At 62.2% G+C, this 26,111-nt stretch carries 13 protein-coding genes; 8 read left to right on the top strand and 5 right to left on the bottom strand.

The features are described from left to right. Positions 1–59: 59 nt before the first annotated feature. The 3 genes from BG023_RS05995 to clpB all read right to left on the bottom strand — a co-directional run bounded on the left by BG023_RS05995 (position 60) and on the right by clpB (position 8,562). Positions 60–2,054, bottom strand: a complete 1,995-nt coding sequence (locus BG023_RS05995; protein ID WP_069309648.1) for an alpha/beta hydrolase family protein — start codon at positions 2,052–2,054, stop codon at positions 60–62. A gap of 151 nt (positions 2,055–2,205) precedes the next feature. Beyond that, positions 2,206–5,631 carry a TonB-dependent receptor domain-containing protein gene (locus tag BG023_RS05990; RefSeq protein WP_069309647.1) on the bottom strand — a complete coding sequence of 1,142 codons (3,426 nt, stop codon included), beginning with the start codon at positions 5,629–5,631 and terminating at the stop codon, positions 2,206–2,208. Between the two features lie 354 nt (positions 5,632–5,985). Next, the gene (clpB, locus tag BG023_RS05985) at positions 5,986–8,562 is read right to left on the bottom strand and encodes an ATP-dependent chaperone ClpB (RefSeq protein ID WP_069309646.1); all 2,577 of its coding nucleotides are present in this window, start codon (positions 8,560–8,562) and stop codon (positions 5,986–5,988) included. A 786-nt stretch (positions 8,563–9,348) separates the two neighbouring features. Here clpB and BG023_RS05980 point away from each other — a divergent pair. From BG023_RS05980 to BG023_RS05955, 6 genes are all read left to right on the top strand, one after another. Continuing rightward, complete coding sequence (locus tag BG023_RS05980) at positions 9,349–12,405, top strand: TonB-dependent receptor domain-containing protein (RefSeq protein WP_190315823.1); 3,057 nt, start codon at positions 9,349–9,351, stop codon at positions 12,403–12,405. Positions 12,406–12,493: 88 nt separating this feature from the next. Then, the gene (locus tag BG023_RS05975; protein WP_069309645.1) at positions 12,494–13,279 is read left to right on the top strand and encodes a hypothetical protein; all 786 of its coding nucleotides are present in this window, start codon (positions 12,494–12,496) and stop codon (positions 13,277–13,279) included. Positions 13,280–13,291: 12 nt separating this feature from the next. Continuing rightward, positions 13,292–14,884 (top strand): tetratricopeptide repeat-containing sulfotransferase family protein, encoded by a 1,593-nt coding sequence (locus BG023_RS05970; protein ID WP_069309644.1) that lies wholly within the window; start codon positions 13,292–13,294, stop codon positions 14,882–14,884. A gap of 138 nt (positions 14,885–15,022) precedes the next feature. After that, positions 15,023–17,230: an acylase gene (locus BG023_RS05965; protein WP_069309643.1), complete on the top strand. Its 2,208-nt coding sequence runs from the start codon at positions 15,023–15,025 to the stop codon at positions 17,228–17,230. A gap of 43 nt (positions 17,231–17,273) precedes the next feature. Then, complete coding sequence (locus tag BG023_RS05960) at positions 17,274–20,126, top strand: M16 family metallopeptidase (RefSeq protein ID WP_069309642.1); 2,853 nt, start codon at positions 17,274–17,276, stop codon at positions 20,124–20,126. Positions 20,127–20,242: 116 nt separating this feature from the next. After that, positions 20,243–20,542 carry a hypothetical protein gene (locus BG023_RS05955; RefSeq protein ID WP_069309641.1) on the top strand — a complete coding sequence of 100 codons (300 nt, stop codon included), beginning with the start codon at positions 20,243–20,245 and terminating at the stop codon, positions 20,540–20,542. 73 nt (positions 20,543–20,615) lie between these two features. Here the strand turns inward: BG023_RS05955 and acs are convergent, their stop codons facing one another. Next, entirely contained in the window at positions 20,616–22,535 is a 1,920-nt protein-coding gene (gene acs, locus BG023_RS05950) for an acetate--CoA ligase (RefSeq protein ID WP_069309640.1), read from the bottom strand. Positions 22,536–22,779: 244 nt separating this feature from the next. Further along, entirely contained in the window at positions 22,780–23,469 is a 690-nt protein-coding gene (locus BG023_RS05945; protein WP_069309639.1) for an OmpW/AlkL family protein, read from the bottom strand. A gap of 147 nt (positions 23,470–23,616) precedes the next feature. Here BG023_RS05945 and BG023_RS05940 point away from each other — a divergent pair, with 147 nt between their 5' ends. Then, a complete protein-coding gene (locus tag BG023_RS05940; protein WP_069309638.1) occupies positions 23,617–24,360 on the top strand; it encodes a Crp/Fnr family transcriptional regulator in 744 nt (247 codons plus the stop codon). A gap of 77 nt (positions 24,361–24,437) precedes the next feature. Beyond that, positions 24,438–26,105, top strand: coding sequence for a cytochrome-c oxidase, cbb3-type subunit I (gene ccoN / locus BG023_RS05935; RefSeq protein ID WP_069309637.1), 1,668 nt, complete (start codon positions 24,438–24,440; stop codon positions 26,103–26,105). Positions 26,106–26,111: the final 6 nt, after the last annotated feature.

Genomic DNA, 26,111 nt, shown 5'->3' with positions numbered 1-26,111 from the left:
AACTAAGGAGCCCGGTCATCGCTGACCGGGCTCCTTGTCCTTTGGGCAATGCCGGTAATTTACAGCCCGCCCGGCCCGCAGTCATTCGCCAGATAGTCGAGCATCTTGGTGTAGAACTGCTGCTGGTGGGTATACATCAGCGTGTTGTAGAAGTGGTCGGCGTTTTCCAGCGTGACGAACTCGCCAACCTTGCCGGCAGCCTCGAACTTCTTCTGATAATCCTTCATGTGGTAATACATGACCCGGCGATCGTCTTCGCCGTGTACCATCAGCACGGGAATGTTGACCTTGTCGACCTCGTTGATCGGATTGATCCCGATCGTCCCGCGCCGCTTTGACCATTCGTCGAGCGCCTTCAGGTCGGGATTCCGGCGGCCGAGATACTGCTTTTCAGCATCAGCCACGGCTGCACCCGCAATCACACACTGGTAGATGTTGGGATCGCGGCTCGCGGCAACCAGCGCGGCATAACCGCCATAGGACCAACCGAACATTGCCATGCGATTGCGATCGACCAGGCCCTGTTCGACGAGGTAGAGCGCCCCATCATCCTTGTCGTCCTGCATCTTGCCGCCGTGCTCACCATAGGCTGCATCGAAGTGATCCTGACCCCAGCCCACCGACATGCGGTATTGCGGCTGGAGCACCATGTAGCCCGCATTGGCAAGCAGCTGGCCCCATTCATCATAGGTGATGATCTCGTTCACCTGCGGGCCGCCGTGGGGGAGCACAATCAGCGGAAACGGCCCCTTGCCCTTGGGCTTGGTCACGTAGGCCGGAATGATACGGCCATCGCGTGCCTTGTAGCGGATGTACTCGACATCCGACAATTGCTCGGGGTTGAGCAGCGGGTTGCGGCTGCCGAGCTTGGCCAGCTTGCCGTTCTTCACCAGCCAGAACGAGCCCGGATCGCGCGGGCCGCGGTTGGTGACGATCATCGATTTGCCGTCCAGCGAGCGGCTGGAAATGCTCACCTGGTAGGCATAGGGAATCTGCTTCTCGAGCGCCTCGTGAAGCGCCTTTTCCTCCTCGTCGAACCAGTGCCGCTCCATAATGCGGCCCGAATATCGGGCTGCCACGAGCTTGTCGTTCCCCGGGATCGAGTGGAGCTGGATGCCCATAACGTCCGAATCCTGGGCCTGAAACAGCTTCTTGCCGATCTTGCCGGTGGTAAAATCAAACTCATAGAGCCCGGCCTTGTCCTCGCCCTCGGGGTTTTCGATCAGGTAGCCGATGTTCGGGTTTTTTGGATCAAAGCCGACGATCCCGTGGAAACCGCCGAGAATGCGATAGAGGTTCTTGGGATCGTTGAGGTCGAACTCCTGAAACTTCTTCCACTCTCCATCACCAGGAAGACGGTAATAGGACGAAACCGTGCCGGCGGCCGTATCCTGCACCTGTGTGAAGCGCGGGTTGCCTTCGTTATCCCAGCGGTCGACCACCGGGAACTTGCCGCCACCACGCAGCACCAGTGAACGCGCGCCGGTCTTGAGGTTGAACTTGTAGTAGGAGCGCGGGCGGAAGGCCGCGAAGGGATCAACCCCTGTCCCGTCACCCACCGTGGTGCCGGTGCTGACCAGCACGTTGTCGGGATCATTAGGCAGCAGGTTGACGATGCCGAAATTGCCGTCGACGCTGGTGAACTTGTTGTCCGAGAGGCTGTACGCATAGGTCTTGTAATCGCGGACGTCTTCTTCCGGGCCCTTCACGGTTTTGCGGTTAACCTGCCAGGCGGTGCCGAAGATCACATCGTTGCTGACCCACTGCGCAGCGATGATCTCCATCGGGTCGGCGTTCAGGCGGCGCACCGGCTTTGACAAGTCCTCGGTGCTATAGATCTCGAGGATATATTCGCCTTCGCGGCTTTCAACCTTGTGCACCAGCATATGCTTGCCGTCAGGCGAGATCTGCACTGCGTTTACGACATCACGGAGCGCCCACACTTCGATGGGAACGCTGCCTTGCGCCTGCGTGGGCGATGGGCCGGCGAGCGTGAGGCCGAGAACCGAAACACCGACCATGGCGGCCATGAGGGGAGCTTTGATAAGTTTCATGTGTCGCACTCTTCCTGCAACGCTGGATTGAATAAGATCGACGCATTCAAGTTGGGGGGACCTGAACGCATCATGGCATTAAACGAAAAATGCGGCCTCTCGGCAATTGCCGGGAGGCCGCATTGTCTCAGGTATTCAGATCATTCGTCGATCAGAAGCGGTAAAGCAGCTGTGCGAAGAATTCACGGCCTTCAAGGTCATAACCGGTACCGAGCGGTGTGTTGGTGATCTGAGTGAAGCCACCTACGCGCGGCGAAACCCGCGGCGGAGCGGTATCGAAGATATTGCGGACACCGGCGATGATCCGGAAGTCCCCATTGTCCCAACGGAGCGACGCGGTGTGCTCGAAGTATTCATCCGCGGTGCCGACCGGGCGACAGAACACGCCGTTGCCAGCAACAACACCGTTTGCCGAACCCCGACCGAGACAGGTCGGCGAGAAGGCAGCCGGACCGCCAACTTCGCCGCGCGAGAACGCATCTCCGAAGGGCGTACGGTCACGATAGGTAACGCCGTTGATGGTGTTGTTGATCTCGCCGATGTAGCGCACCTGGTAGGTGAACAGGAAGTCTTCCCAACGCGCCCCAAAGGTCCCGCGGCCGGTCCACTCGGGGAAACCGAAGCGATCAACGAACTCGGTCTGGACGAAGGTATCAACACCGGTACGCTGGATGTTCGAACGCTCAAGCAGCTTATTGGCAATGAAATTGAGGGAAAGCTCAATCGTTTCCTGACCGATCGACAAATCGTAACCGAAGGTCGTGTTGATATCGATCCCCCGCACCGCTTCTACGTCACGGTTAAGGAAGCCGGCCTGCACGGCACGAATCAACTGGCGTTCCGTCTGGTTGTAGGTCAGACGATCACAGAACTCGCTTCGTGCAGGGTCATCGCGCAGGAAGCAGTCATTCGCGATGAACCCTGCCGTCGGCTCGATGATCGCGCCTTTGATCTTGATGTCGTAGTAATTGAAGTTGAAGGCAAAGCTGAAGGTGCTCGCCCAGTCTTCCTCAAACGCGAAGCCGGTCGTGATCGAGCGCGAGGTTTCCGCTTCGATGTCAAGCGAACCGCCCGTCGTCAATTCGACGTTTGTGATCGCCTGGGTGCTCAGACCGAGCGAATCGATACCGACGCGGGTCGGATCGCGGCCTTCGCGGCGGCAGTTCGCCAGGATGAAGGGCTCACGCGTATCAAGCGCGGGATTGTAGGCACCAGCAATAAAAGCAGCTGCCGGTACCGCGCAAGGATCAGTGATGTTGGTGAAGCCCGACTGGCCGCGCAGGAAGTTCTCGCGCAGGTTCGGCGCACGGAAGGAAGTGCCGTAGCTGAACTTGAGTAGCAGCGGAGCCACCGGACGCCAGCCGCCCTTCAGGGCGAAGGTGCCGTTGGTGCCGTAGAACTCCTCGTCGGTCAGACGACCCGAAACGTTGACGGTCAGTTCTTCGACCATCGTTTCCCCCGCCATGAGCGGAAGATCGAGTTCCCCGAACAGTTCGCGGATCCACTTCGAGCCGTTGGCACCGCCGTCGGCGAAGAAGCCCCACAGCAGACCGTTCGAAGCCACGAAGCTGGGCTGCGAGTCAATCTTGTCTTCGCGCCATTCACCGCCAAGCACGACGCCAACCGGACCGCCCGGCAGGTCGAACAGATCGCCGGTCACATAGGCCGAGAGCAGCTTCTGTTCGTAGATGGTGTTGAAGTCGCGGCTGTCGAACAAATAGTCGCGTTCAGCCTGGGTGGCGAAATCGCCCACCGCACCCGTCAGCACACTTGGCGCGAAAAGATTGACCGGCACACAGCCCTGCGTCAGGTCCGGAGCGGCAAGACCCGGGTTACGCAGGCCGGCGGTGTTGCACGGACCGATGTAAAGCGGGTTGCCGATGCGGATTTCGAGACCGTTGTTGTAATCGTCGGCAATGCCATCGCCGTCGTTGTCAAAGCGACCGTCACCGTTGAAGTCACCGGTCGGGTCGATACCGAGAGCAAGTGCCAGTCGGTCTTCACGGATCCCGAGACGGGACGACTTGCCTTCCGAACGCGAGTAGCTCCCTGCCACTTCGAAGGTCCACGAAGAACCGATAAAGGGCAGGTCACCGCGCACGCCGAGCACGCCGCGGTACTGTTCCTGCACCACCTGGAAGTTGTTACGGTCGCCACGGATTGCAACGATCGGCTGGATCGACGGACGGGTGCCAAGCGGCGTTGCGGTGCCGCCGTTACGCGCACGGTCCACCGCAATACAGTCAACACCAGCAGGGTTGTCGACGAAGTTGCAGGGGCTGAATGGGTTGGCCGCCGGAACAAACGGGAACAACTGCGGGTTGCCCGCGCCGGTGTTGCTGATTTCCGAACGCGTGTACTGCGCTTCGAAGAACGGCGTAATGTTGGCTTCGCCCGGGAAGGTGTATTCCCCGTAGGTGAAGACGTTGATGAGATCTTCACCGGAAATGAAGGTGCGGTTCAGTTCTTCTGGGCCGCCGTTGATGTTGACGTTCTGGAAGTCGACATCGTTGACCCCATCGCCGTTGACGTCAAGATCAACCCCTTGGAACGTAATGTTATCGCCGAAGTTGAACGGACGACCGGTAACCGGATCAACTGGGAAGTTGGCGATATTGCCGTTTGCCGGAAAATAGACCGAACCCATGCGGGTCTGGGGCACAAAGATACGGCCCGAAATACCCGAAACGATACATTCGCTTTCCGATGCACCGACAAGACCGTTGGTGCGCGAACGGATCAGCTGGTTGTCCGAGATACCGAGGCGGTAGATATTGCCGTCACGGTCTTCCTCGTAGTTGGTGGCGCAACCGCGCAGGAAGTCACGGTCACGCAGCTTGACCTCTTCACGCACGCGGTATTCCACACCGACGCCGAACACGGCACGATCGGTGTTGAAGCCCCATGCACCGCTGAGCGTGTAGTCTTCACCTTCACCGCCGGGATTGATGTCGCCGCTGGCCTGAAGCTCAAGTCCATCGAAATCCTTGCGGAGGATCACGTTGATCACGCCTGCGACGGCGTCCGAACCGTAAACCGACGAAGCACCGTCGGTCAGGATGTCATAACGGTCGACAAGCGAGGCCGGAATGAGGTTGACCGAAACACTGGTCGGCGCACCTTCCACACCGGCAGGAGCGAGACGCCGTCCGTTAGCAAGCACGAGCGTACGGTTAGCGCCCACGCCGCGAAGGTTGATGGTCTGCGAACCCGGGCCATTGTTAAGAACGAAGCCCTGGAAGGTCGCATCGATCTGCACCCCCGCTGCCGCCTGCGAGCGCTGAAGGATCTGCGCCGGATCAAAAGCGCCTACAGACTGCTGGTTCTCGGTCGTGATAATCTGGAGCGGCGAGATCGAACTATAAGTGTCGCGCACGATACGCGAACCGGTGACGGTGATGTTGCCACCTTGTGAGCTACGGCCTTCAGCGTCGGTTTTGACGTCTACCTGCTCCTCTTCTTCTGCTTGCGGCTCAGCATCAGCGTCCTGCGCGAAAGCAGGAGCCGCGACGACGAACGCCAGCGCGGAAGCGGAAAAGGCCAGCGCCTTGATCGAATTGCTCTGAAATTTCTTCATGATCACTCCAGTTGCCCGAACCGGAGACTTAAAAACAACCACTCGCTCCCGTCACATAATTGCCCCATGTGACAGGCGCGCACTCATATGGTTGTCCAAATCAGTCCCCGAAGGCCTGATTTGTGCAATAGCGTAGGTTTGATGTCAAAGCGGCGCAGGGCACCACCACACTTTTCCGGGGGGGTGTTGCGTTAATCCCACATTCAGGCGCATCGGCCGGAAATTGCCGCAATAATGTTAGAATGTGACTTTGCGATCGTTAAAAGAAAGGGCGGACTGCACGCAACAATCCGCCCTGCTTATTGGATCGAACGATACTACGTTACATTCTTGCGCGCCCTCTGCGGGCAGCAATCAGCGAATCGCCATCGACAGCTGGCCGTCACCTTCGTCGATCACCAGCGTGCTGCCGTCAGGCAATTTACCCTCGAGCAGCATCTCGGCGAGCGGATCCTGAAGATAGCGCTGCACCGCGCGCTTGAGCGGCCGCGCGCCGTAGACCGGATCATAGCCGACGCGCCCGAGCCAGCGCAGCGCCGCATCGGTCAGATCGATGGATATCTTGCGCTCTGCCAGCAGCTTTTGCACCCGGCCCACCTGAATTTCGACGATCGGTGCCATGTGTTCCTGACCCAAGCGGTGGAACAGGATGATCTCGTCCAGACGGTTGAGGAATTCGGGGCGGAAATGCCCGCGCACAACGTCCATCACGTCCTTCTCCACGCTCGCTACGTCCGCGCCGTCGGGCAGGTTGGCGAGATACTGGCTCCCGAGGTTCGAGGTCAGAATGATCAGCGTGTTGGCAAAGTCGACCACGCGGCCCTGTCCGTCGGTCAGGCGTCCGTCGTCGAGTACCTGAAGCAGCACGTTAAAGACATCCGAGTGCGCCTTCTCGACCTCGTCGAACAGTACGACCTGATAGGGCCGGCGCCGCACCGCTTCGGTCAGCACCCCACCCTCTTCATAGCCGACATAGCCCGGAGGCGCACCGATCAAGCGGGCGACGGCGTGCTTTTCCATGAACTCGCTCATGTCGATCCGGACCATCGCGCTGTCATCATCGAACAGGAAACCCGCGAGGGCTTTGGTGAGCTCGGTTTTGCCGACGCCCGTGGGGCCGAGGAACAGGAACGAGCCAAGCGGACGGCCCGGGTCCTGAAGCCCTGCGCGCGCGCGGCGGACGGCCTTGGACACAGCTTCGATTGCCTGGCTCTGACCGATCACCCGCTTGCCGAGAATTTGCTCCATCTGGAGCAACTTCTCGCGTTCGCCTGCCATCATCTTGTCGACCGGAACACCTGTCCAGCGGCTGACGACGCTGGCGATGTCTTCCTCGGTCACTTCCTCGCGCAGCATAGCGTTGGCGACCTGACCCACTGCCTCGGCAAGCTGCTTCTCCAGCTCGGGGATGCGCCCGTAGGACAGCTCGCCCGCCTTGGCGAGATCGCCCTCGCGCTGCGCCTGCTCGAGTTCAAGCCGCGCGGCATCGAGGGCTTCCTTGATGCGGCCCTCCGCAGCGATCTTGTCGCGCTCGTTTTGCCAGCGGGTGGTGAGCTCGGCGCTCTGCTGTTCAAGGTTGGCCAGCTCTTCGCGCAGCGCGACGAGCCGGTCCTTGGAAGCTGCGTCGCTTTCCTTCTGGAGTGCCTGCTCTTCGATCTTGAGCTGGATGATCCGCCGGTCGAGCGCCTCGATTTCCTCGGGCTTGCTCTCCACCTCCATGCGAATGCGGCTCGCCGCCTCGTCCATCAGGTCGATCGCCTTGTCGGGCAGGAAGCGGTTCTGGATGTAGCGATCAGACAGCTTGGCCGCAGCGACAATCGCGCCGTCCGTGATCCGCACGCCGTGGTGCAGCTCGTACTTGTCCTTGATCCCGCGCAGGATCGAGATTGTATCCTCGACCGTCGGCTCGGCGATGAACACCGGCTGGAAGCGCCGCTGGAGCGCCGGGTCCTTCTCGACATACTTCTGGTATTCATCGAGCGTGGTCGCGCCGATGCAGTGCAGTTCGCCGCGCGAAAGGGCCGGCTTCAAGAGGTTCGAGGCATCCATCGACCCTTCGCTCGCGCCCGCCCCGATCAGGGTGTGCATCTCGTCGATGAACAGAATGATCTGGCCTTCGGCGTGCTTGACCTCGTCGAGCACGGACTTGAGCCGTTCCTCGAATTCGCCGCGATACTTTGCGCCGGCGATCAACGCGCCCATGTCGAGCGACATAAGCGTGCGCCCCTTGAGGCTGTCGGGCACGTCGCCATTGGCGATGCGCAGCGCGAGGCCTTCGGCAATCGCGGTCTTGCCGGTGCCGGGCTCGCCGATCAGGGCAGGGTTGTTCTTGGTGCGGCGGGCAAGGATCTGGATGGTGCGGCGGATTTCCTCGTCGCGGCCGATCACCGGATCGAGCTTGCCGTCACGCGCGGCCTTGGTGAGGTCGCGGGCGAATTTCTCCATCGCATCATAGGTGTTCTCGGCGCTGGCGCTATCGGCGCGCTTGCCTCCGCGCAGTTGTTCGATGGCGGTGTTGAGGCCTTGCGCCGTGATGCCCGCGCCCTTCAGCGCCTCACCCGCCGGGGTCGGCGACAGCGCGAGCGCGGTCAACAGGCGTTCGACCGTGACATAGGCATCGCCCGCTTTCTCGGCGATCTGCTCGGCGGAATCGAGCACGCGCACCGCATCATTATCGAGACCGGGGGTCGCCTGCGCGCCGCTTCCGGTCACCGCCGGCACTTTGGCAAGCCCAGCATCCACCGCCGACACCGCCAGCGCAGGGGTTCCGCCAGCGCGCTGGATCAGCCCGGCAGCCATACCTTCGCTGTCTTCGAGCAGCGCCTTGAGCAGGTGCAGCGGCGTGATTCGCTGGTGGTTCATCCGGATCGCGACCGTCTGCGCGCTTTGCAGAAAGCCCTTGGCCCGATCAGTGAACTTTTCGAGATTCATGTCGTCTAACCCCTCCAAAGGTTGCCCCGCCCAGATAGTGTTGCGTATTTGCAACACAAGGGCTCGATGCCAAAAATAGTGCCTTCAGGTGTATTGCCCAACTAGGTGGGTTCGCCTTTGACTCAAGACAAGAGGGGTACCACTATGCATCTGTTCATGAAGCTTTGCGTTCCCCGCCAATGCTTCCTGTTCCCCGCCGAATCAAGGTAGCCACGTCGCCCGAAAGCGGTAACCTCCGATGGGCGGCAGCAATGACCTCCTTGCATGGAACAAGTCCGATGCGTGCCGTTGATAGTTTTTGAGTGATAATGGCTAAGAAAACGAATCCGGCTCGCACTCATTGAATCCCGACATGCAAAAACGCTTTACCTGAAAAGCTGGATTGACCTTTGCGCAAGACGCCGACGCGGTGGACGATCAACCTGTCCCGGGTACGGCTTCAAGCGTTGCACAAACATGCGGGCCACAGTTGATCCTGGGGACAAAGATCGTTTCGTCACATCCGCACTGAGCGCTCACGCCCAACATCAGAGCGGCCAAGCGAGTGTGGCATTTTAAACACATTTTCGCGTAAGGTTGCCCTAACACCTTATCTGCAGGTTTCTTTAGCTTGGAATGTGCGTCCATCTTTTGCAGTGTGGCTTCATCACCCAAGGGGGAAAGGTCTTTCTAATGAAATCGTCTTTGATCAATCGTAGCAATCGAGTGGGTCTGCTGGTTGGCGTCGCGCTTGGCGCTATCGCAACCTCGCAACCGGCATTTGCTCAGGACGCCGCAGCGGAAGAAGTGTCTACAGAAGAGGCTACCACGGCTGATCCCGCCGACGGGATCGTCGTGACGGGGTCCCGCCTCCGTTCGGTCACACCGTTCAACAGCCCGGATCCGATTGCGGTACTTGATCCGGAAGTTGCCAAGAAGGAAGGTCGCACCGACCTGGCGAGCACGCTGCAGGGCTCCTCGATCGCTGCAGGCTCGACGCAGGTGACTGCGGCGCTGTCGTCCAACTTCGTGACCAACGGCGGACCGGGTGCCCAGACGATCGACCTTCGCGGTCTCGGCGCCAACCGAACCCTCGTCCTGCTGAATGGCCGTCGCGCCGGTCCGGCCGGCACCCGCGGCGGGGTGTCGTCTTTCGACCTCAACGTGCTGCCGCTGTCCATCGTCAACGACATTCAGATCCTCAAGACCGGCGCATCGTCGGTCTATGGTTCCGACGCTGTCGCGGGCGTGGTGAACATCTTCACCAAGAACAAGCTGGACGGCCTGACGCTCGATCTCAACGCGTCGGTTCCGTTCGACAGCGGGGGTGAGACATTCCGGGTCAGCGGCGCGTGGGGCAAGACCTTCGACCGCGGCCACATCATGATTGCGGGTGACTACACCAAGACGCAGGAACTGGCCCGCGGCGACCGCGCCTATCTTGCATGCCCGGAATCGAACATCTTCAACGAAGCTGGCGAAAGGTCCGACCTGATCGATCCGCGCACCGGCCAGCCGATGTGCGACGATCTGCGTTGGGGTCATATCTGGACCTACAACCTGATCGATAACCTGCGGCTTGATGGCCCGGGCGGCCCCGATACCGGCATCCAGACCACCCCCGGCGCCGTCAACCTGCTGCAATACCAGTATGCCTCAGGCCCTGGCGCCGGCACGCTCGGCATTCCGGCCTTTGGTGCGCCTGCCTATCCGGGCGACTTCGGTGCGCCGGCCGGCTGGTTCCCGACCGGATACAACGCCGCGTCGATGGCTGTGCAGAACGCCTACCATCCCTTCGTCGAGCAGCAGACCATCATCCCTGAAACCGATCTCTACACGACCTATGCCGAAGGCGCCTTCGAGATTTCGAGCGCGGTCGAAGTGTTCGGCGAATTCCTGTTCAACCGCCGCGAAACCTACCAGAACGGCTGGCGTCAGTTCTGGAACTTCGGTTACACGGGCGACGTCTATGGTTACGGCACGGGCTTCGGTACGCTCTGGGCGCAAGGATTTACCGGCATCAACTACCTGAGCCCGACCGGTATCACCGATCTGTCGGACTCGAGCCAGAAGGTCGATTACTATCGCGGTGTTGCCGGCGTCCGGGGCGAACTTGGCGGCAAGGGCAACTGGACCTATGACATCCACGGCCAGTACAGCCGCAGCATCGGTCGTTATCGCAGCCAGCAGATCCTGCAGGATGCCTACGACACTGGCTATTTCCAGACCCAGTCCTGCGTGGGCACCGTCACCCCGATCTCGGGTCGGCAGTGCATCGACATTCCTTGGACTGATCCGTTCTTCCTGCGCGGCGAGCTTACGCCCCAGCAGGCCGCCTTCCTGACCGATTGGGAAGAAGGCCGCACCCTGTATACGCAGAAGTCCGCCGAAGCGTCGCTGTCGGGCGAACTGCTCAATCTGCCGGCAGGGCCTCTGGCGTTGGCGATCGGCGCCACGATCCGTGAAGACAAGATCAATGACACGCCGGGCGAAATCACTCTGGCTGCCAACGCCTGGGGCGCTTCTGCCAGCGGCATCACGGCTGGCAAGAGCATCACCTCCGAAGCATTTGCGGAAGTGAACATCCCGGTTCTTAACGACATTACGTTCATCGAGGATCTGACCGTCTCGGCTGCCGGGCGCGTCACCAACGTCAAGGCCACCCGCGCCTCCGACGGCGTCGACAGCAGCGACAATGGCAACTGGACCTACAAACTCGGCCTGAACTGGACTGTTACTGATTGGCTGCGTTTCCGTGGCAGCTTCGGCACGTCCTACCGTGCGCCGGCGCTGTTCGAGCAGTTCCTTGCCGACGAAACCAGCTTCCTTCCGCAGAACCGCATCGATCCTTGCGTTGCATGGGGTGCGAACCTGGCTGCGGGTGCCATTTCGCAGACCCGGGCGAATAACTGCGCAGCTGACGGCATTCCGGCCACCTACGGCGGCGGCGGCATCAGCGCGACGATCATTTCGTCAGGCGGTCTCGGCATTCTCGAATCCGAAACCTCTGAAGCCCTCGTGGTCGGTACGATCCTGACCCCGAAGATTTCGTTCCTGCCGGATACGGATATCAGCATCGCGGTCGATTTCTTCGACATCAAGGTCGAAGGCGAGATCTCGCAGCTGGGGGCAGGCACGATCTTGGCTGGTTGCTACGACTCGATTGCCTTCGCGACCGAGCCGCTGTGCAACCTCTTCACCCGCGGTCAGAACGCCACGGCTCCGTTCCAGATCGCTACGGTGCGGGACTCGTTCATCAACGTGTCGAGCCAGCGGAACCGGGGTATCGACCTCTCGTTCCGTGCCGGCCACGATCTCGGCTCGCTCGGCAAGCTTGCGCTGACGGCGGACATGACCTGGCAGATCAAGGATGATTCCCAGCTGCTGCCGACCTCCCCGGTTCTCAACGAAAACGGCCTGGTGGGCTCGCCCAAGTGGGTGGGTGATTTCCGCGCCAACTGGGAGCACCCGTCGGGTTTCAGCCTGTTTTACGGGGTGAACGTGATCGGTTCGGCCAGCAACCGGGAGATTTTCGACCGCGGGCGGCCCACGGCCAATGGCTGCCTCAACTCGTTCAACAACCAAGGCACTGCCGACCCGGCGGACGACCTGCCGATTTATGGCCGTTTCTGCCCCGACCTCGATGTGCCCGCGACCTTCTACCACAACATCTCGGTCACCCAGGAAATCGCCGACGGCCGTTTCACGATCACGGCTGGTGTTTCGAACCTGTTCGATACCCGTCCGCCGCGCGTCTCGGTTCGCAACGGCAACACGGTCACCATGCTGGGTCCGGTGGTCGCAGCATCGCAGTACGACTTTGTGGGTCGTCGCGGCTTCATCAACGTTTCGATGAAGTTCTGACAACTCCACGAATGGCCTAACGAAGAGGCGGCATGGCAACATGCCGCCTCTTCTGTCATAGACGCAGGCGGGAGGCCTGATTTTCGCGATGCCAGAGATTTTCGTCCGTTCAGACAAGCTTGATGCGGAGAATGCCCGGTACGCGCAGGTGCCCTTGCAGCATCCGGTTTTCCTCAATTCCGTGCCCAAGAGCGGCAGTCATCTGCTGCGTAACATCCTGCGGATGTTTGTGCCTGTAAGTCAGCACTACACCGCCGACTTCATCCAGTGGGGCAACCTGCCGCAACACCGCCACGCCTTCGATCCAGCACATCCACGCCTGAGTTGGGGCCATCTGTTTTTCGCCGACGCTTCCGTTGTCGAAACCGCGCACGCGCGCCGGATCGTACTTTATCGCGATCCGTACGACTGGGTGATCGCCCGCGCGCGGTTCCTGCTTTCGGACCAGTTCTCGGGCAATGTCGAGCATCTCAAGAACGGCCAGATCGCAGCCGACGAGCTACTGACAATGATGATATTCGGGCTGCCCACCAAGCTACCCTCGCTCAACGATATCTACGAACTCAACGCCGTCGCTTGGCTGGGTGCGCGGGCGCATCTGCTGAAACTTGAAGACCTCGTTGCAGCTGTTAAGGCGCTCGACACGCCAGAGGCCGAGCAATTCTTCGCTGACCTGCTGGATGCCTGCAGCATCGCCAAGCCCGCCGACTGGAAAGACAGGGTGAGAACGGGGTCTGACCCGGCGCAAAGCGGCACCGCCAGACAAAATCTCACCGGTGTGGGGCTCGATCTGCCGCAAGAACTCGGCCCACGTCATAGGGCCCTCGTGGATTACCACGCGCCCGGGCTTCGCACCGTCCTTGGTTATGCCTAGGCTGGGCCTGAGATGACTGCGAACACTGTCTCCACCGCCATCTACCCGCGCCTTTCCGAGGCCATCAGGCTGCGCGAACAGGGCGATCATCACCGCGCAGCCCAATTGGTCATGGCCCATCTGAGAGACCGGCCGGACGAACCGCGCGGCCTGGCCCAGCTCGGCTTCATCGCTGCACAAACCGGAGCACTCGGCCAGGCAGAGCACTTTCTGCGCCGGGCGCTGTCAATGGGTGAAAAAAGCCCCGAACTGCTGCGCACCCTGGCCACGATCTACAGTCAGCAGGAAAGACTACATGTCGCCGAATCCTTCACCAGTCGATTGATCGCCGAGGAAGGCGACCTCGAGCTTCGCGCTTTGCGGGCCAACCTGCTTGACCGAATGGGGCGACATGAAGAAGCGCTCGCGATCCAGAAGCAGATGGTCGACGAGAACCCGAACAGCATTCCAGCCCTGCTGGTCTATGGCTACAGCCTGCGGGCTGCAGGAGACGTCGAAGGCGCCATTTCTACCTATCGCAGGGCAATCGCCCTGGATTATGAATATGGCGAAGCCTGGTGGGGACTGGCCGGCATCAAACGCAAGGTCCTGACCGACGAGGATATCGTCGTCATGCAGCGGGCGCTGACAATTGCGATCGACGAGCGCAATATCGTCCCGCTTAACTTCGCCCTGGCACGGGCGTTCCATGACCGGGGCGATTTTGCCAGCGCCTTCCATCACTACAACGAGGGGAACCGCATCCGCGCCGAGGCCATCGGCTATGACGCGCGGGCATTGACCGATGAGGTTGCCGAGGTGGAGCGGCTTGCCGATGCCGATTTCTTGAGCGCCATGCCATCGGCACCGCTGGGGTCGGACCAGCCCGTGTTTATCGTCTGCCTACCCCGCTCGGGCTCGACCCTGCTTGAACAGATGCTGGGAAGCCATCCTTCGATCGAACCTGTCGGCGAACTACCTTATATCCCTGCAATCCTGCGCTCGTTCATTGAGATCAGCTCGCGGAAGGCCAAGCTTTCGGTGCCGCAGGCGATTGCGGCCATGACCGATCAGCAGGCATCGCTTCTGGGGCAGGACTATCTCGCGCGGGCGCGCCTGCATCGCAAGACCGACCGCCCAATCTTCATCGACAAGCTGCCGCAGAACTGGAGCAACATCCTGTTCATCCGCCGGATACTGCCACAGGCACGCTTCATCGATGTCCGGCGGCCTGCGATGGACTGTTGCTTCTCGAACTTCTCGCAGTCCTTTACGGCGGCCCATGCCTCCTCCTTCGCTCTCGAAGACATCGGGCAATGCTATGTAGATTATGTGCGGCTAATGCGGCACTTTGACACCGTCGCCCCCGGAATGATCCACCATGTCAGTTACAGTAACCTGGTAGAGGATCCGGAAACGACCTTGCGCCCCGCACTCGAGTATCTCGGCCTGGATTGGGACGACTCCATCCGGTCCTTCCATAAGCTCGATCGGGTTGTTCGCACACCGAGCAGTGAGCAGGTGCGTCGTCCCCTCAATCGCGATGGCATGGATGTTTGGCGCCCCTATGCGCAGTGGCTCGACCCGCTCAAGCGTGTATTGGGCGATCTTGCCGATATCTGCTGACGCTGGGCGTTGAATTGGGCCTGTGTGGCCCGACTAGGTCAGTTCGCCTTTGACCCAACACAAGAGGGCCGCGCGCAGCTTGACCTCATCGATGCCGCGGGCAATGAAACCGCCGCGCGAGGCAGGAGAGCGAGCGGGATGACAAGGCTAAAGATTGCAGGGATTACGCTGGTGGGCACGCTGGCGCTGGGGTTCGCAGGTCTCGCCAGCTGGGAGCCGATCCTTGCCAGCGCCGGTACGGCTCCTCCCGCCCGCATCTACAGCGCCGAGATCATCCGCGACCGGTTCGGCGTGCCGCACATTTCAGGCAAGACTGACGCCGACACCGCCTTCGGCGTCGCCATCGCCCATGCCGAGGACGATTTTTTCACGCTTCAGGATGTCGTCGCGATGAGCCGCGGGCGTTACGGCGCGATTGCTGGCGAGGACGGCGCCAAGATCGATTACGTCTACCACCTGATCGATGCGCGCGGGACAGCCTCGCGCGAATATCCGAAGCTTCCCGCCGACACCCGCGCTCTGTTCGAAGCCTATGCCGCAGGGCTCAATCAATACGCTGCTGATCATCCGGCCGAGGTGAAGCTCGCCAATCTGTTCCCCGTGAGCGGGGTCGATGTGGCCGCAGGCTTCGCGCTGCGCCAGCCGTTCTTCTTCGGGCTCGACAGTGTGATCGGCCCGCTGGCCGCAGGCGAGGAGCTGCGCCGCGAGCACGGCCCCGACATTCCCGGTTTCCCGCGCCCGTCGCTCGATGACGCCGATACGGCCGAGGATTCTTCGCCCAAGCAGGCGCGCACCCTGGTCCTGCCGCTTGGCGAGGATGCCGACCACCTTGGCTCGAACGCCTTTGCCGTCGCACCGCAAAAGGGAGGCGGGACAACGACGCTAATCTCGAATTCGCACCAGCCCCTGCGCGGCGGAGTGGCGTGGTACGAACTGGTGGTCGAGAGCGGCGAAGGCTGGCATTTCGCGGGCGCAAACTTCCCCGGATCGCCCTTCCCCTTCCTCGGCCACAACGAACATCTAGGGTGGACCAATACGGTCAACACCCCCGACATGATCGACGTTTATAAGCTCGAACTGGACGAGACTGGTACCCGCTACAAGCTCGACGGCAAATGGCGCGCGCTGGAAAGCGAATGGGTCACCCTGCCGGTCAAGGTGGGGCCAGTGGTGCTACCGATCCGGCGCGAGGTGCTGCGGTCAGCCCATGGGCCGGTGATCCGCAATGACAATGGGGCCTTTGCAATCCGTTATGGCGGGATCGGCAAGCTCGATCAGCTCGACGCCTATTACCGCCTCAACAAGGCAAAGACCTTTGCCGAATGGGAAGGCCAGCTGGCGCGCATGGCGATCCCTTCGACCAACTTCATCTATGCCGATGCAGCCGGCACGATCGCCTATGTCTACAACGCTGCCATCCCCGCCCGGCCCGAAGGCGTGAAGGCCGACTGGCGCAATGTGCTGCCCGGAGACCGGTCGGATCTGATCTGGCAAGGCGCTGTCGACTATGCAACGCTACCTAGGCTGGTGAACCCCGCTTCGGGCTGGCTCTACAACTCGAACAACACGCCGTTCACCGCCGCTGGTGCCGGGAGCGATCTTGATCCTGCTGCCTTCTCGCCGCTGCTGGGGATCGAGCTCAAACAGACCAACCGCTCGCGCCGCGCCTACAAGCTTTTGTCGGAAGCGAGCGTGCTCGACCGGGCGACGCTGGAACGGATCAAATATGACAACGCCTACGAACGCGAAGGCTATGTCGCGCGGCTGTTCGATGCGCTTGATCGGATACCGCGCAACGGCGATCTCGCCGAAGCGCGCGACTTGTTGGCGAGCTGGGACTTCACTGCCGACAGCAAGGGGCGCGCCGACGCGATCGCGCTGTTGATGATCCGCGACTTCATGTCGGCCGATTACAGCAACAAGCCCTTCCCCGATGTCGTCGAAAAGCTTGCCGCTGCGCGCGACCATCTGATGACCCACTTCGGGCGGCTCGACCCGCCCATGGCCGATCTCCTGCGGCTGCGGCAGGGCGCGCTCGACCTGCCGATGGACGGCGGTTCGGATACGCTGCGCGCTGCGACCACCTGGGATGTGGCCGAGGACGGGCGCCTCAGCCTCAAGCATGGCGACAGTTTCATCATGTGGGTCGAATGGCAGCCCGGACAACGGGTTGCCTCGCGCTCGATCCAGCCATTCGGTGCCGCCACGACCCGGCCTCGGAATCCGCATTACACCGACCAGATGAAGCTGTTCGTCGAACACAAGCTGAAGCCGGTGCATTTCTGGCGCGATGACCTGCTGGCGAATGCCAGCAACCGGCAGGTTGTGACCAACGCCCGCCGCTGACCCAACCCACATTCCTTTAGACACGCCATCGGAGCCCTCTTCCATGACCTATCGCTTTGCCGCCGCCAGCCTTTCGGCGCTTGCCCTCGCGCTGGCCGCGCCCCTGACTCCCGCCGTAGCCAAGGACCATGCGCCGAGCAGCGCCGTCCCGCAGGCGACCGCCGATCTTCCGGCTTTGGTGGAGCAGGTGACGATCCCCTTCACCGAGTTCAAACTCGACAATGGCCTCACCGTGATGGTGCACGAGGATCGCAAAGCGCCGGTGGTCGGCGTTGCAGTGTGGTACAATGTCGGCTCGAAGGACGAACCCAAGGGCAAGACCGGCTTTGCCCACTTGTTTGAACACCTGATGTTCAACGGCTCGGAAAACGCGCCGCAGGATTACTTCCAGTACCTCGCCGAAATGGGCGCGACCGATTACAACGGGACGACCTGGTTCGATCGCACCAACTACTTCCAGACCGTGCCCCGCCCCGCGCTCGAACGCGCGCTGTGGCTGGAGAGCGACCGCATGGGCTACCTGCTCGGTGCGGTGACGCAGGGCAAGCTCGATAACCAGCGCGGCGTGGTGCAGAACGAAAAGCGTCAGGGCGACAACGAGCCGGGCGGTCTGGTGTTCTACGACGTGCTACGCACGCTCTTCCCCGACGGGCACCCCTATCAGCACGAAGCGATCGGCTCGATGGCAGATCTCGATTCCGCTTCGATGGAGGACGTGAAGACCTGGTTCCGCGACAACTATGGCCCGAACAACGCGACGCTGGTGATCGCGGGTGATATCTCGGCCGCTGAGGCCCGCCCGCTGGTCGAGAAGTACTTCGGTGCGATCGCGCGCGGTCCGGTGAACGATCCGGCGCAGGCTGGCGTGCCGACCCTTGCCGAACCCGTTCGCAAGACCTTCAAGGATCAGGTCGCGGCAACCAGCGTCACCCGCTACTGGGCGGTCGAAGGCCTGACCGGCAAGGACCGCATCGCACTTGATGTCGGCGCATCGATCCTCGGCGGGCTTGCTTCGAGCCGGCTCGACAAGGTGCTGGTGCGCGACGAGCAACTGGCGGTGAACGTGTCCGCAGGCAACTCGTCATTCCAGCGCATCGGCATCCTCAGCGTTTCGGCAACCGCCAAGGACGGCGTCGACATTGCGACGCTCGAGGCGCGCATGGACGCGGTGGTCAATCAGCTGATTGCCGAAGGTCCGACCGAGGATGAGGTGCGCCGCGCGGTGACCAGCAATCTCGGACGCACGATCCGCGGGCTCGAACAGGTGGGCGGTTTCTCGGGCAAGGCCCAGACACTTGCCGAAGGCGCGGTGCTGGCGGGCGACCCCAAGTTCTACGCCCACGAATTCGCCACCCTCGCCAAGCTCACGCCGGCCGAGGTCAAGGCCGCGATGGCCACCTGGATGAACCGCCCGGCGATGACCGTGGTGCTCGAACCCGGCCCGCGCGATGCTGCTTACGAGGAAGCCGCATCGGTCAAGGCCGACGGCGCCAATGCCTCTGAACGCGATCGCGCTGCCGAAACGATCACAGTCTCGCTCGAACGGCCCAAGCCGCCAATCGACACGACCGCCAAGCTCGATTTCCCGGATCTTGAGCGGGCGACGCTGAAGAACGGCATGAAGGTTACCTATGCTCGCCGCACTGCGGTGCCGGCGACCTATGTGGCGATGTCGTTCAACGCCGGCGGCGCTTCCGACCCGGCCGACAAGCGCGGAATCGAAAATCTCGCGATGGCGTTGTTCGACGAAGGCACCGCCAAGCTGACCGCGCAGCAGATCGCCGAAGCGAGCGAGCGGCTGGGGGCGACCGTTTCGGTCGGCGGCGGCGATGACCGCTCGACTTTCACCCTCTCGGCCCTCACCGCCAATCTTGCACCCTCGCTCGATCTCATGCGGCAGATCATGCGCGAACCCGCCTTCAACCCCACCGATCTCGAGCGGGTGCGGACCCAGACCCTGACCGGCATCCGTCAGGCGATGAAATCGCCGCAGGGCATCGCCCAGCGCACGCTCACGCCCGAACTTTTCGGTGCGGACAGCCCCTATGGCGGCGTCAGCACCATCGCCAGCGTCTCGAGCATCACCCGCGATGATCTGATCGCATTCAAGGACAACTGGATCCGCCCCGATAACGGCGAGATCTTCGTCATTTCCGACAAGCCGCTGGGCGAGATCGTGAAATCGCTCAATGCTGCGTTCGGCAACTGGAAGGCCCCCAAGACGCCCAAGGGCAACAAGGCCTTTGCCGTCAAGCAGGCAAGCGCAGGCGATCGCATCATCCTCGTCAACCGTCCCAATTCGCCGCAGAGCTTCATTTATGGCGCACAGGTCACGCCGCTCGACGCGGGCGATCCGGCCTTCATTGACTTCGGCAGCGCCAACAATTCGCTGGGCGGCAACTTCCTCGCGCGGCTCAACATGAACCTGCGCGAAACCAAGGGCTGGAGCTATGGTGTGCGCGGCGGCACGCAGGCACGTGAGAATGCCGTAGCTTACAGCATTTCTGGCGGGGTGCAGGCCGATCGCACAGGGGATTCGCTGGCGGAAATGATCCGCGAGACCAAGGAATTCCTGACGGTGAACGGCGTTACGCAGGCCGAGCTTGAACGTAGCATCGCCTCAGAAGTGGGCGCATTGCCGGGCCGCTTCGAAACCTCGCCCGCGGTGCTCGGCGCGATCCAGGGCAACGCCCTGTTCGGCCGACCGGACAATTATCAGGAAACCCTCGCCGACATCTACCGCGCGCAGACCACCGATCGTCTCGACGCTGTCGCGCGGGCGACCATCGATCCGGCCAAGTTCGTCTGGGTGGTGGTCGGCGATGCGGCCAAGGTGCGCGCGCAGCTCGAACCGCTCGGCCTGCCGATCGAACAGCGCGAGATGGAAGGCGAGTAACCGGCAACCGGCGCGCTTCGGCCCAAATACGGTTGAAGCGCGCTGACATAACTGTAAATAACGCAATCAGAAGTGCCGGGTCGCCAAGGTCCGCACCCAAGCCAAGGAGTTGGATCATGTCTGTTGCAGGTACCTACAAGACCACCGTCAAGAGCCCGATGGGCGACCAGACCGGCACGCTCACCGTTGTTCCCGATGGCGATACCTTCAGCGGTTCGCTGGTCGGCAGCCTCGGCTCGATGGACATCGCCGGCGGCACCATCAGCGGCAACACCATTTCGTGGAAGATGAACATGGTCGTCCCCATGCCGATGACGCTCGATTGCGAAGCGACCATCGATGGCGACACGCTGACCGGTTCGGTCAACGCTGGTGCCTTCGGTGCGATGCCCCTGTCGGGCACCCGCGAAAGCTGATTTCGCCGCCCTCAGCAGGGCACAGCAAAAGGCCGCCGGAGTTCATGCTCCGGCGGCCTTTTTGTGTCGGTGATCAGCGGTTCTGTCGGCCCTCGATCAGGCGGTCTACCAGCGAGGGATCGGCGAGGGTTGAGGTGTCGCCGAGCGATCCGAAATCGTTCTCGGCAATCTTGCGCAGGATGCGGCGCATGATCTTGCCGGAACGGGTCTTGGGCAGCCCGTCGGTGAAGTGGATTACATCAGGCGTGGCGACCGGCCCGATCTCCTTGCGCACCTGCGCCTTCAGTTCGGCAAGCAGCGCATCGGTGCCCTCTTCGCCGACGTTGAGGGTGACATAGCAGTAGATGCCCTGGCCCTTGATGTCGTGCGGATATCCGACCACCGCTGCCTCGGCGACCTTGGCGTGGAGCACCAGCGCGCTCTCGACCTCGGCGGTGCCCATGCGGTGGCCCGAGACGTTGATCACGTCATCGACGCGGCCGGTGATCCAGTAATAGCCATCCTCGTCGCGCTTGCATCCGTCGCCGGTGAAGTACTTGCCTGCATAGGTGCTGAAATAGGTCTGCACGAAGCGATCGTGGTCACCATAGACCGTGCGCGCCTGTCCGGGCCACGAGTGCGTGATGCAAAGGTTGCCCTCGGCCGCGCCTTCAAGCACGCCGCCCTCGTTGTCGACCAGCTGCGGGCGAATGCCGAAGAACGGCAGGCCTGCGCTGCCGGGCTTCATATCGTGCGCGCCGGGGAGCGTGGTGATCATGCAGCCGCCGGTTTCGGTCTGCCACCAGGTGTCGATCACCGGGCAGCGGCCCTCGCCCACGACGTCGAAATACCAGCGCCATGCCTCGGGGTTGATCGGTTCGCCGACTGACCCGAGCAGTCGCAGCGAGGCACGCGAGCGGCTGGTGACGTGGTGGTCTCCCTCGCGCATCAGCGCGCGGATTGCGGTGGGGGCGGTGTAGATGATGTTGACCTGATGCTTGTCGACCACGTCCCAGAACCGCCCGTGATCGGGGTAGTTGGGCACGCCTTCGAACACCACCGCGGTCGCCGCGTTCATCAGCGGTCCGTAGACGACATAGCTGTGCCCGGTGACCCAGCCGATATCGGCGGTGCACCAGAACACCTCACCCGGTTGATAATCAAAGATATAGTGGAAGGTCGTGGCCGTCCAAACGCCGTAGCCGCCGGTGGTGTGGAGCACACCCTTGGGCTTGCCGGTCGATCCGGAGGTGTAGAGGATGAACAGCGGGTCTTCCGCACCCATCACTTCGCAGGGGCAATTATTGTCGCTGGCGAGAGTATCGAGCCAGTGGTCGCGGCCCTCAATCATGGCGATGTCGCCGCCGGTGTGCCGGATGACCAGCACGCCATCAACCGGCACTGTCTCCAGCGCAGCATCGACGTTCGCCTTGAGCGGCACCCGCTTGCCGCCGCGCAGGCCTTCGTCGGCGGTGACGACGAAACGGCTGCCGCAATCCTCGATCCGGCCGGCAAGCGCTTCGGGCGAGAAACCGCCGAACACCACCGAATGCACCGCGCCGAGCCGCGCGCAGGCGAGCATCGCGACCACCCCTTCGAGGATCATCGGCATGTAGATCGTCACCCGGTCACCGCGTGTAACACCCAGCTTTTTCAGCGCATTGGCCATCCGCACCACCTCGCGGTGGAGCGCGCGATAGGTAAGGCTGCGTCCTTCTGCCGCCGGATCATCGGGCTCGAAGATCAGCGCCACCTTGTCCGCGTGGGCGGCCAGATGCCGGTCTACCGCGTTGTGGCAGAGGTTGAGCTGGCCGTCTTCGAACCACTTGATCGCCACCGGATCATAGGCCCAGTCGCCGCCGATGGTGGGCGCCTTTGCCCAGTTGAGCCGCTGCGCCTGATCGAGCCAGAAGGCATCGGGCGTTTCCACCGAGGCGCGGTACATCGCGGCATATTGCGCGGGCGTGCAGTGGGTCGGGGTATCGGGGCGGGGCCGCGCGACGAGGGTGCTCATCAAATCTCTCCCTTGATCGGGGCCGGTCTACCAAACAGGCCGCGCGAGACAAACACTTCCGCCATAATGGCCGATGTTCCACGTGGAACATCCCCGCTTTGCCAGCCTAAGGGGGGTCTAGAGGGGGTCTAAGGGGGGTCTAGAAGGGGTCTAAGGGGAGCCTAAACCACGGCCATCGACCCCCAAAAAAGCAAACCCCGCCAGCCGCATCGCAGCCAGCGGGGTTCATCGAATTCTGGCGGCGTCAGAAGCGGTAGGCAAGCCCCGCGCTGATCACCCAGGGATCAAGCTTGTGATCGGTCTCGATCGCCAGCGTGTTGCCGACATACCAGCGCGCGGTGGTATCGATGAAGTAGCGCTTCACATCGACGCTGAGACCCAGCCCCTTGTCGTTCACCGGCACATCGAACCCGGCCTGCAGCGCCACCCCGAATTCGTTCGAGAGGTTGGTCTCGGTCACCCCAAGCGGCGCCGGCACCGTCGCCGCGCCCGGATCATCACCCACCCACAGGAAATAGGCCGGACCCGCCCCGACATAGGGCTTCACCCCGCCCAGATCGAAATGCAGCTTGGCGGTGACTGTCGCGGGGATCAGCTTGGCATCCGATACCAGTTCGGCCCCCGCAGGCAGACCCGCCGTCGCATCGACATCATGCTGGGTCATCCCCGCGATCGTTTCGATCGAGAAATTGTCGGTCACGAAATACTCGATCGCGATGGTCGGGGTGACATTGTCGTTGGCCTTGGTCTGGGTGGTGGCTGGCAGACCGGGCAGATTGACGTTGATGTCGGTAATCTTGCCATCGGGCAGCACCGCAGTTGCCAGCACCTTGATCTGGATATCGCCAGCCCGGTCAGCATCATCGCCCTGCGCCATTGCGGGAGTGGCCACCAGCGCCAGTCCGGCGGCACCAAGCATCACAAGAGTCTTCATTTTACGCGTCCTCATCGGCAGCAGTGGCCGCCCTCCGCGGCCCAGGATGGTTGCTGCCTGTGAGCGCCCGATAGCCTTGGCAGCACCTCGCACTCATTGATCGGGATCAAAGACTGTTGCCACGCCAGCCGCCAAAGCGGCACCATCATGGCGACGATCAGCCCCCTGCCGCCCGCAACCGCCGGGCTTGCCGCATTCCGCGCCGCACTGCCGGCGGGAACCGGCGATGCGCCTACCGCAGACAGGCTCTGCGCGCTGGGCGGAGCCGCGTATCTGGCACGCGGCGAGCAGCTTTCCCCCGATCCGCAGGACGACCGGCTGGTGTGGCTGGTGAGCGGCGCGGCCAAGCTGATCGCCCCCTATGCAGGCGGCGCGCCCGGCGGGCAGATTCTCGCCTTCCATTTCGCGGGCGATCTGGTTTCGGTGCCGCGCCTCAGCACTACCGAACCCTGCGGCGATTTCCGCCTTGTCGCGCTGGATGATTGCGAACTGCTGATCTTCCCGGCGGGCAGCTTCCTCGATGCGGCACAGGGCGATCCGGCGGTGCTGCGATCGGTGCTGACCCGCTCGCTTCAGGCGCTCCACCGCAGCCGCACCCGGATGATGCAGATGGGGCACAAATCCGCTGCGGCGCGGATTGCCGATTTTCTCGTGGCGATGGCCGAACGCCTCACCGGTTGCACCGCCGGGCCGTGCAGCTTCTCCCTGCCGATGAGCCGCCGCGACATCGGCGATGCACTGGGCCTCACCATCGAGACGGTCAGCCGCCAGTTCACCGAGCTGCGCGAGGCCGGGCTGGTCGCCACCGAAGGGCGATCGAAGGTGTGCCTGTCGGACGTGGGGGCGCTCGCCCGCATCGCCGGACGGCAGCAGGGCAGCCCAAAAATCTGAGCCAAATTTGATTTCAGTCAAACACAGGGATTGCGGTGGCGCGGTAGGGACCGTGCCGACGGAAGGGATACTTCAACATGGAAACAGTCGTTAAGCGGCTGGGGATCTGGGCGCTTGTCCTGCTCGCCAGCATCGTGGCCATTGCGCTCACCCCCGATAGCGGGTTTGCCATCCATATGGGGATCGTCGGCCTTGTCGCCGTGATCCTGATTGTCGCCACGGCGACCAGCTATGACCCGCTGGCCCGCGCGCAAGGCATCTTCCGGATGCCTCCGGGGCCGAGCCGCTATGATGATGACGTGATCCGCTGGGGCGTGATCGCGACGATGTTCTGGGGGATTGCCGGGCTCTTGACAGGCGTGTTCATCGCCGCGCAGCTCGCCTTCCCGCAGCTCAATTTCGAACCCTATCTCAATTTCGGCCGCGTGCGCCCGCTGCACACAAGCGCGGTGATCTTCGCCTTCGGCGGCAATGCGCTCCTGGCGACCAGCTTCTATGTCGTGCAGCGCACCTGCCGCACCACGCTGGCCCTACCGGGCGTCGCGCGCTTCGTGTTCTGGGGTTACCAGCTGTTCATCGTGCTGGCCGCGACCGGCTACCTGCTCGGCATCAGCCAGGGCAAGGAATATGCCGAGCCCGAATGGTATGTCGATCTGTGGCTGACGGTCGTGTGGCTCGCCTACCTCGCGGTGTTTGTCGGCACGATCCTCAACCGCCGCGAACCGCACATCTATGTGGCGAACTGGTTCTACCTCGCCTTCATTATCACCATCGCGATGCTGCACGTGGTCAACAACCTCGCGCTGCCTGTCAGCCTGCTAGGGGCCAAAAGCTACAGCGCCTTTGCCGGTGTGCAGGATGCGCTGACCCAGTGGTGGTATGGCCACAACGCCGTGGGCTTCTTCCTCACCGCGGGCTTCCTCGCGATGATGTATTACTTCGTGCCCAAGCAGGCCGGGCGGCCGGTCTATTCCTACCGCCTCTCGATCATCCACTTCTGGTCGCTGATCTTCCTCTACATCTGGGCTGGCCCGCACCACCTCCACTACACCGCGCTGCCCGATTGGGCGCAGACGCTGGGCATGGTGTTCTCGGTGATGCTGTGGATGCCCAGCTGGGGCGGGATGATCAACGGGCTGATGACCCTGAACGGCGCGTGGGACAAGGTCCGCACCGATCCGATCATCCGCATGATGGTGCTGGCGCTCGCCTTCTACGGGATGAGCACCTTCGAAGGGCCGATGCTGTCGATCAAGGCGGTGAACAGCCTGTCTCACTACACCGACTGGACGATCGGCCACGTGCACTCCGGCGCGCTGGGGTGGAACGGGATGATCACCTTCGCCTGCGTCTACTACCTCGTGCCGCGGCTGTGGCAGAAGGAACGGCTCTACAGCCTGCGGATGATCAACTGGCACTTCTGGCTCGCGACGCTGGGGATCGTTTTCTACGCCGCCAGCATGTGGGTCGCCGGGATCACGCAGGGTCTGATGTGGCGCGAATACGGGTCTGACGGATACCTGGTGAACAGCTTCGTCGATACCGTCGCGGCGCTCCACCCGATGTACATCCTGCGGGCCGTGGGCGGGCTGATGTATCTCGCCGGTGCGATCATCATGGTCTGGAATATCGCCATGACCATCGCGGGCAAGCAACGCGTCGAAGCCCCGATGGGCGAGACCGCGCATGATGATGCCGCCGACCGCCCCCTCCCGCAGCCGCTCGCCGCTGAACCGGCTGAATAAGCGCTC

The sequence above is a fragment of the Porphyrobacter sp. LM 6 genome, from assembly GCF_001720465.1.
In the GTDB taxonomy this organism is placed as follows: Bacteria; Pseudomonadota; Alphaproteobacteria; order Sphingomonadales; family Sphingomonadaceae; genus Erythrobacter.
Note: the sequence above shows the minus strand (reverse complement) of the source record. Positions and strands in the feature narration are given on the sequence as shown.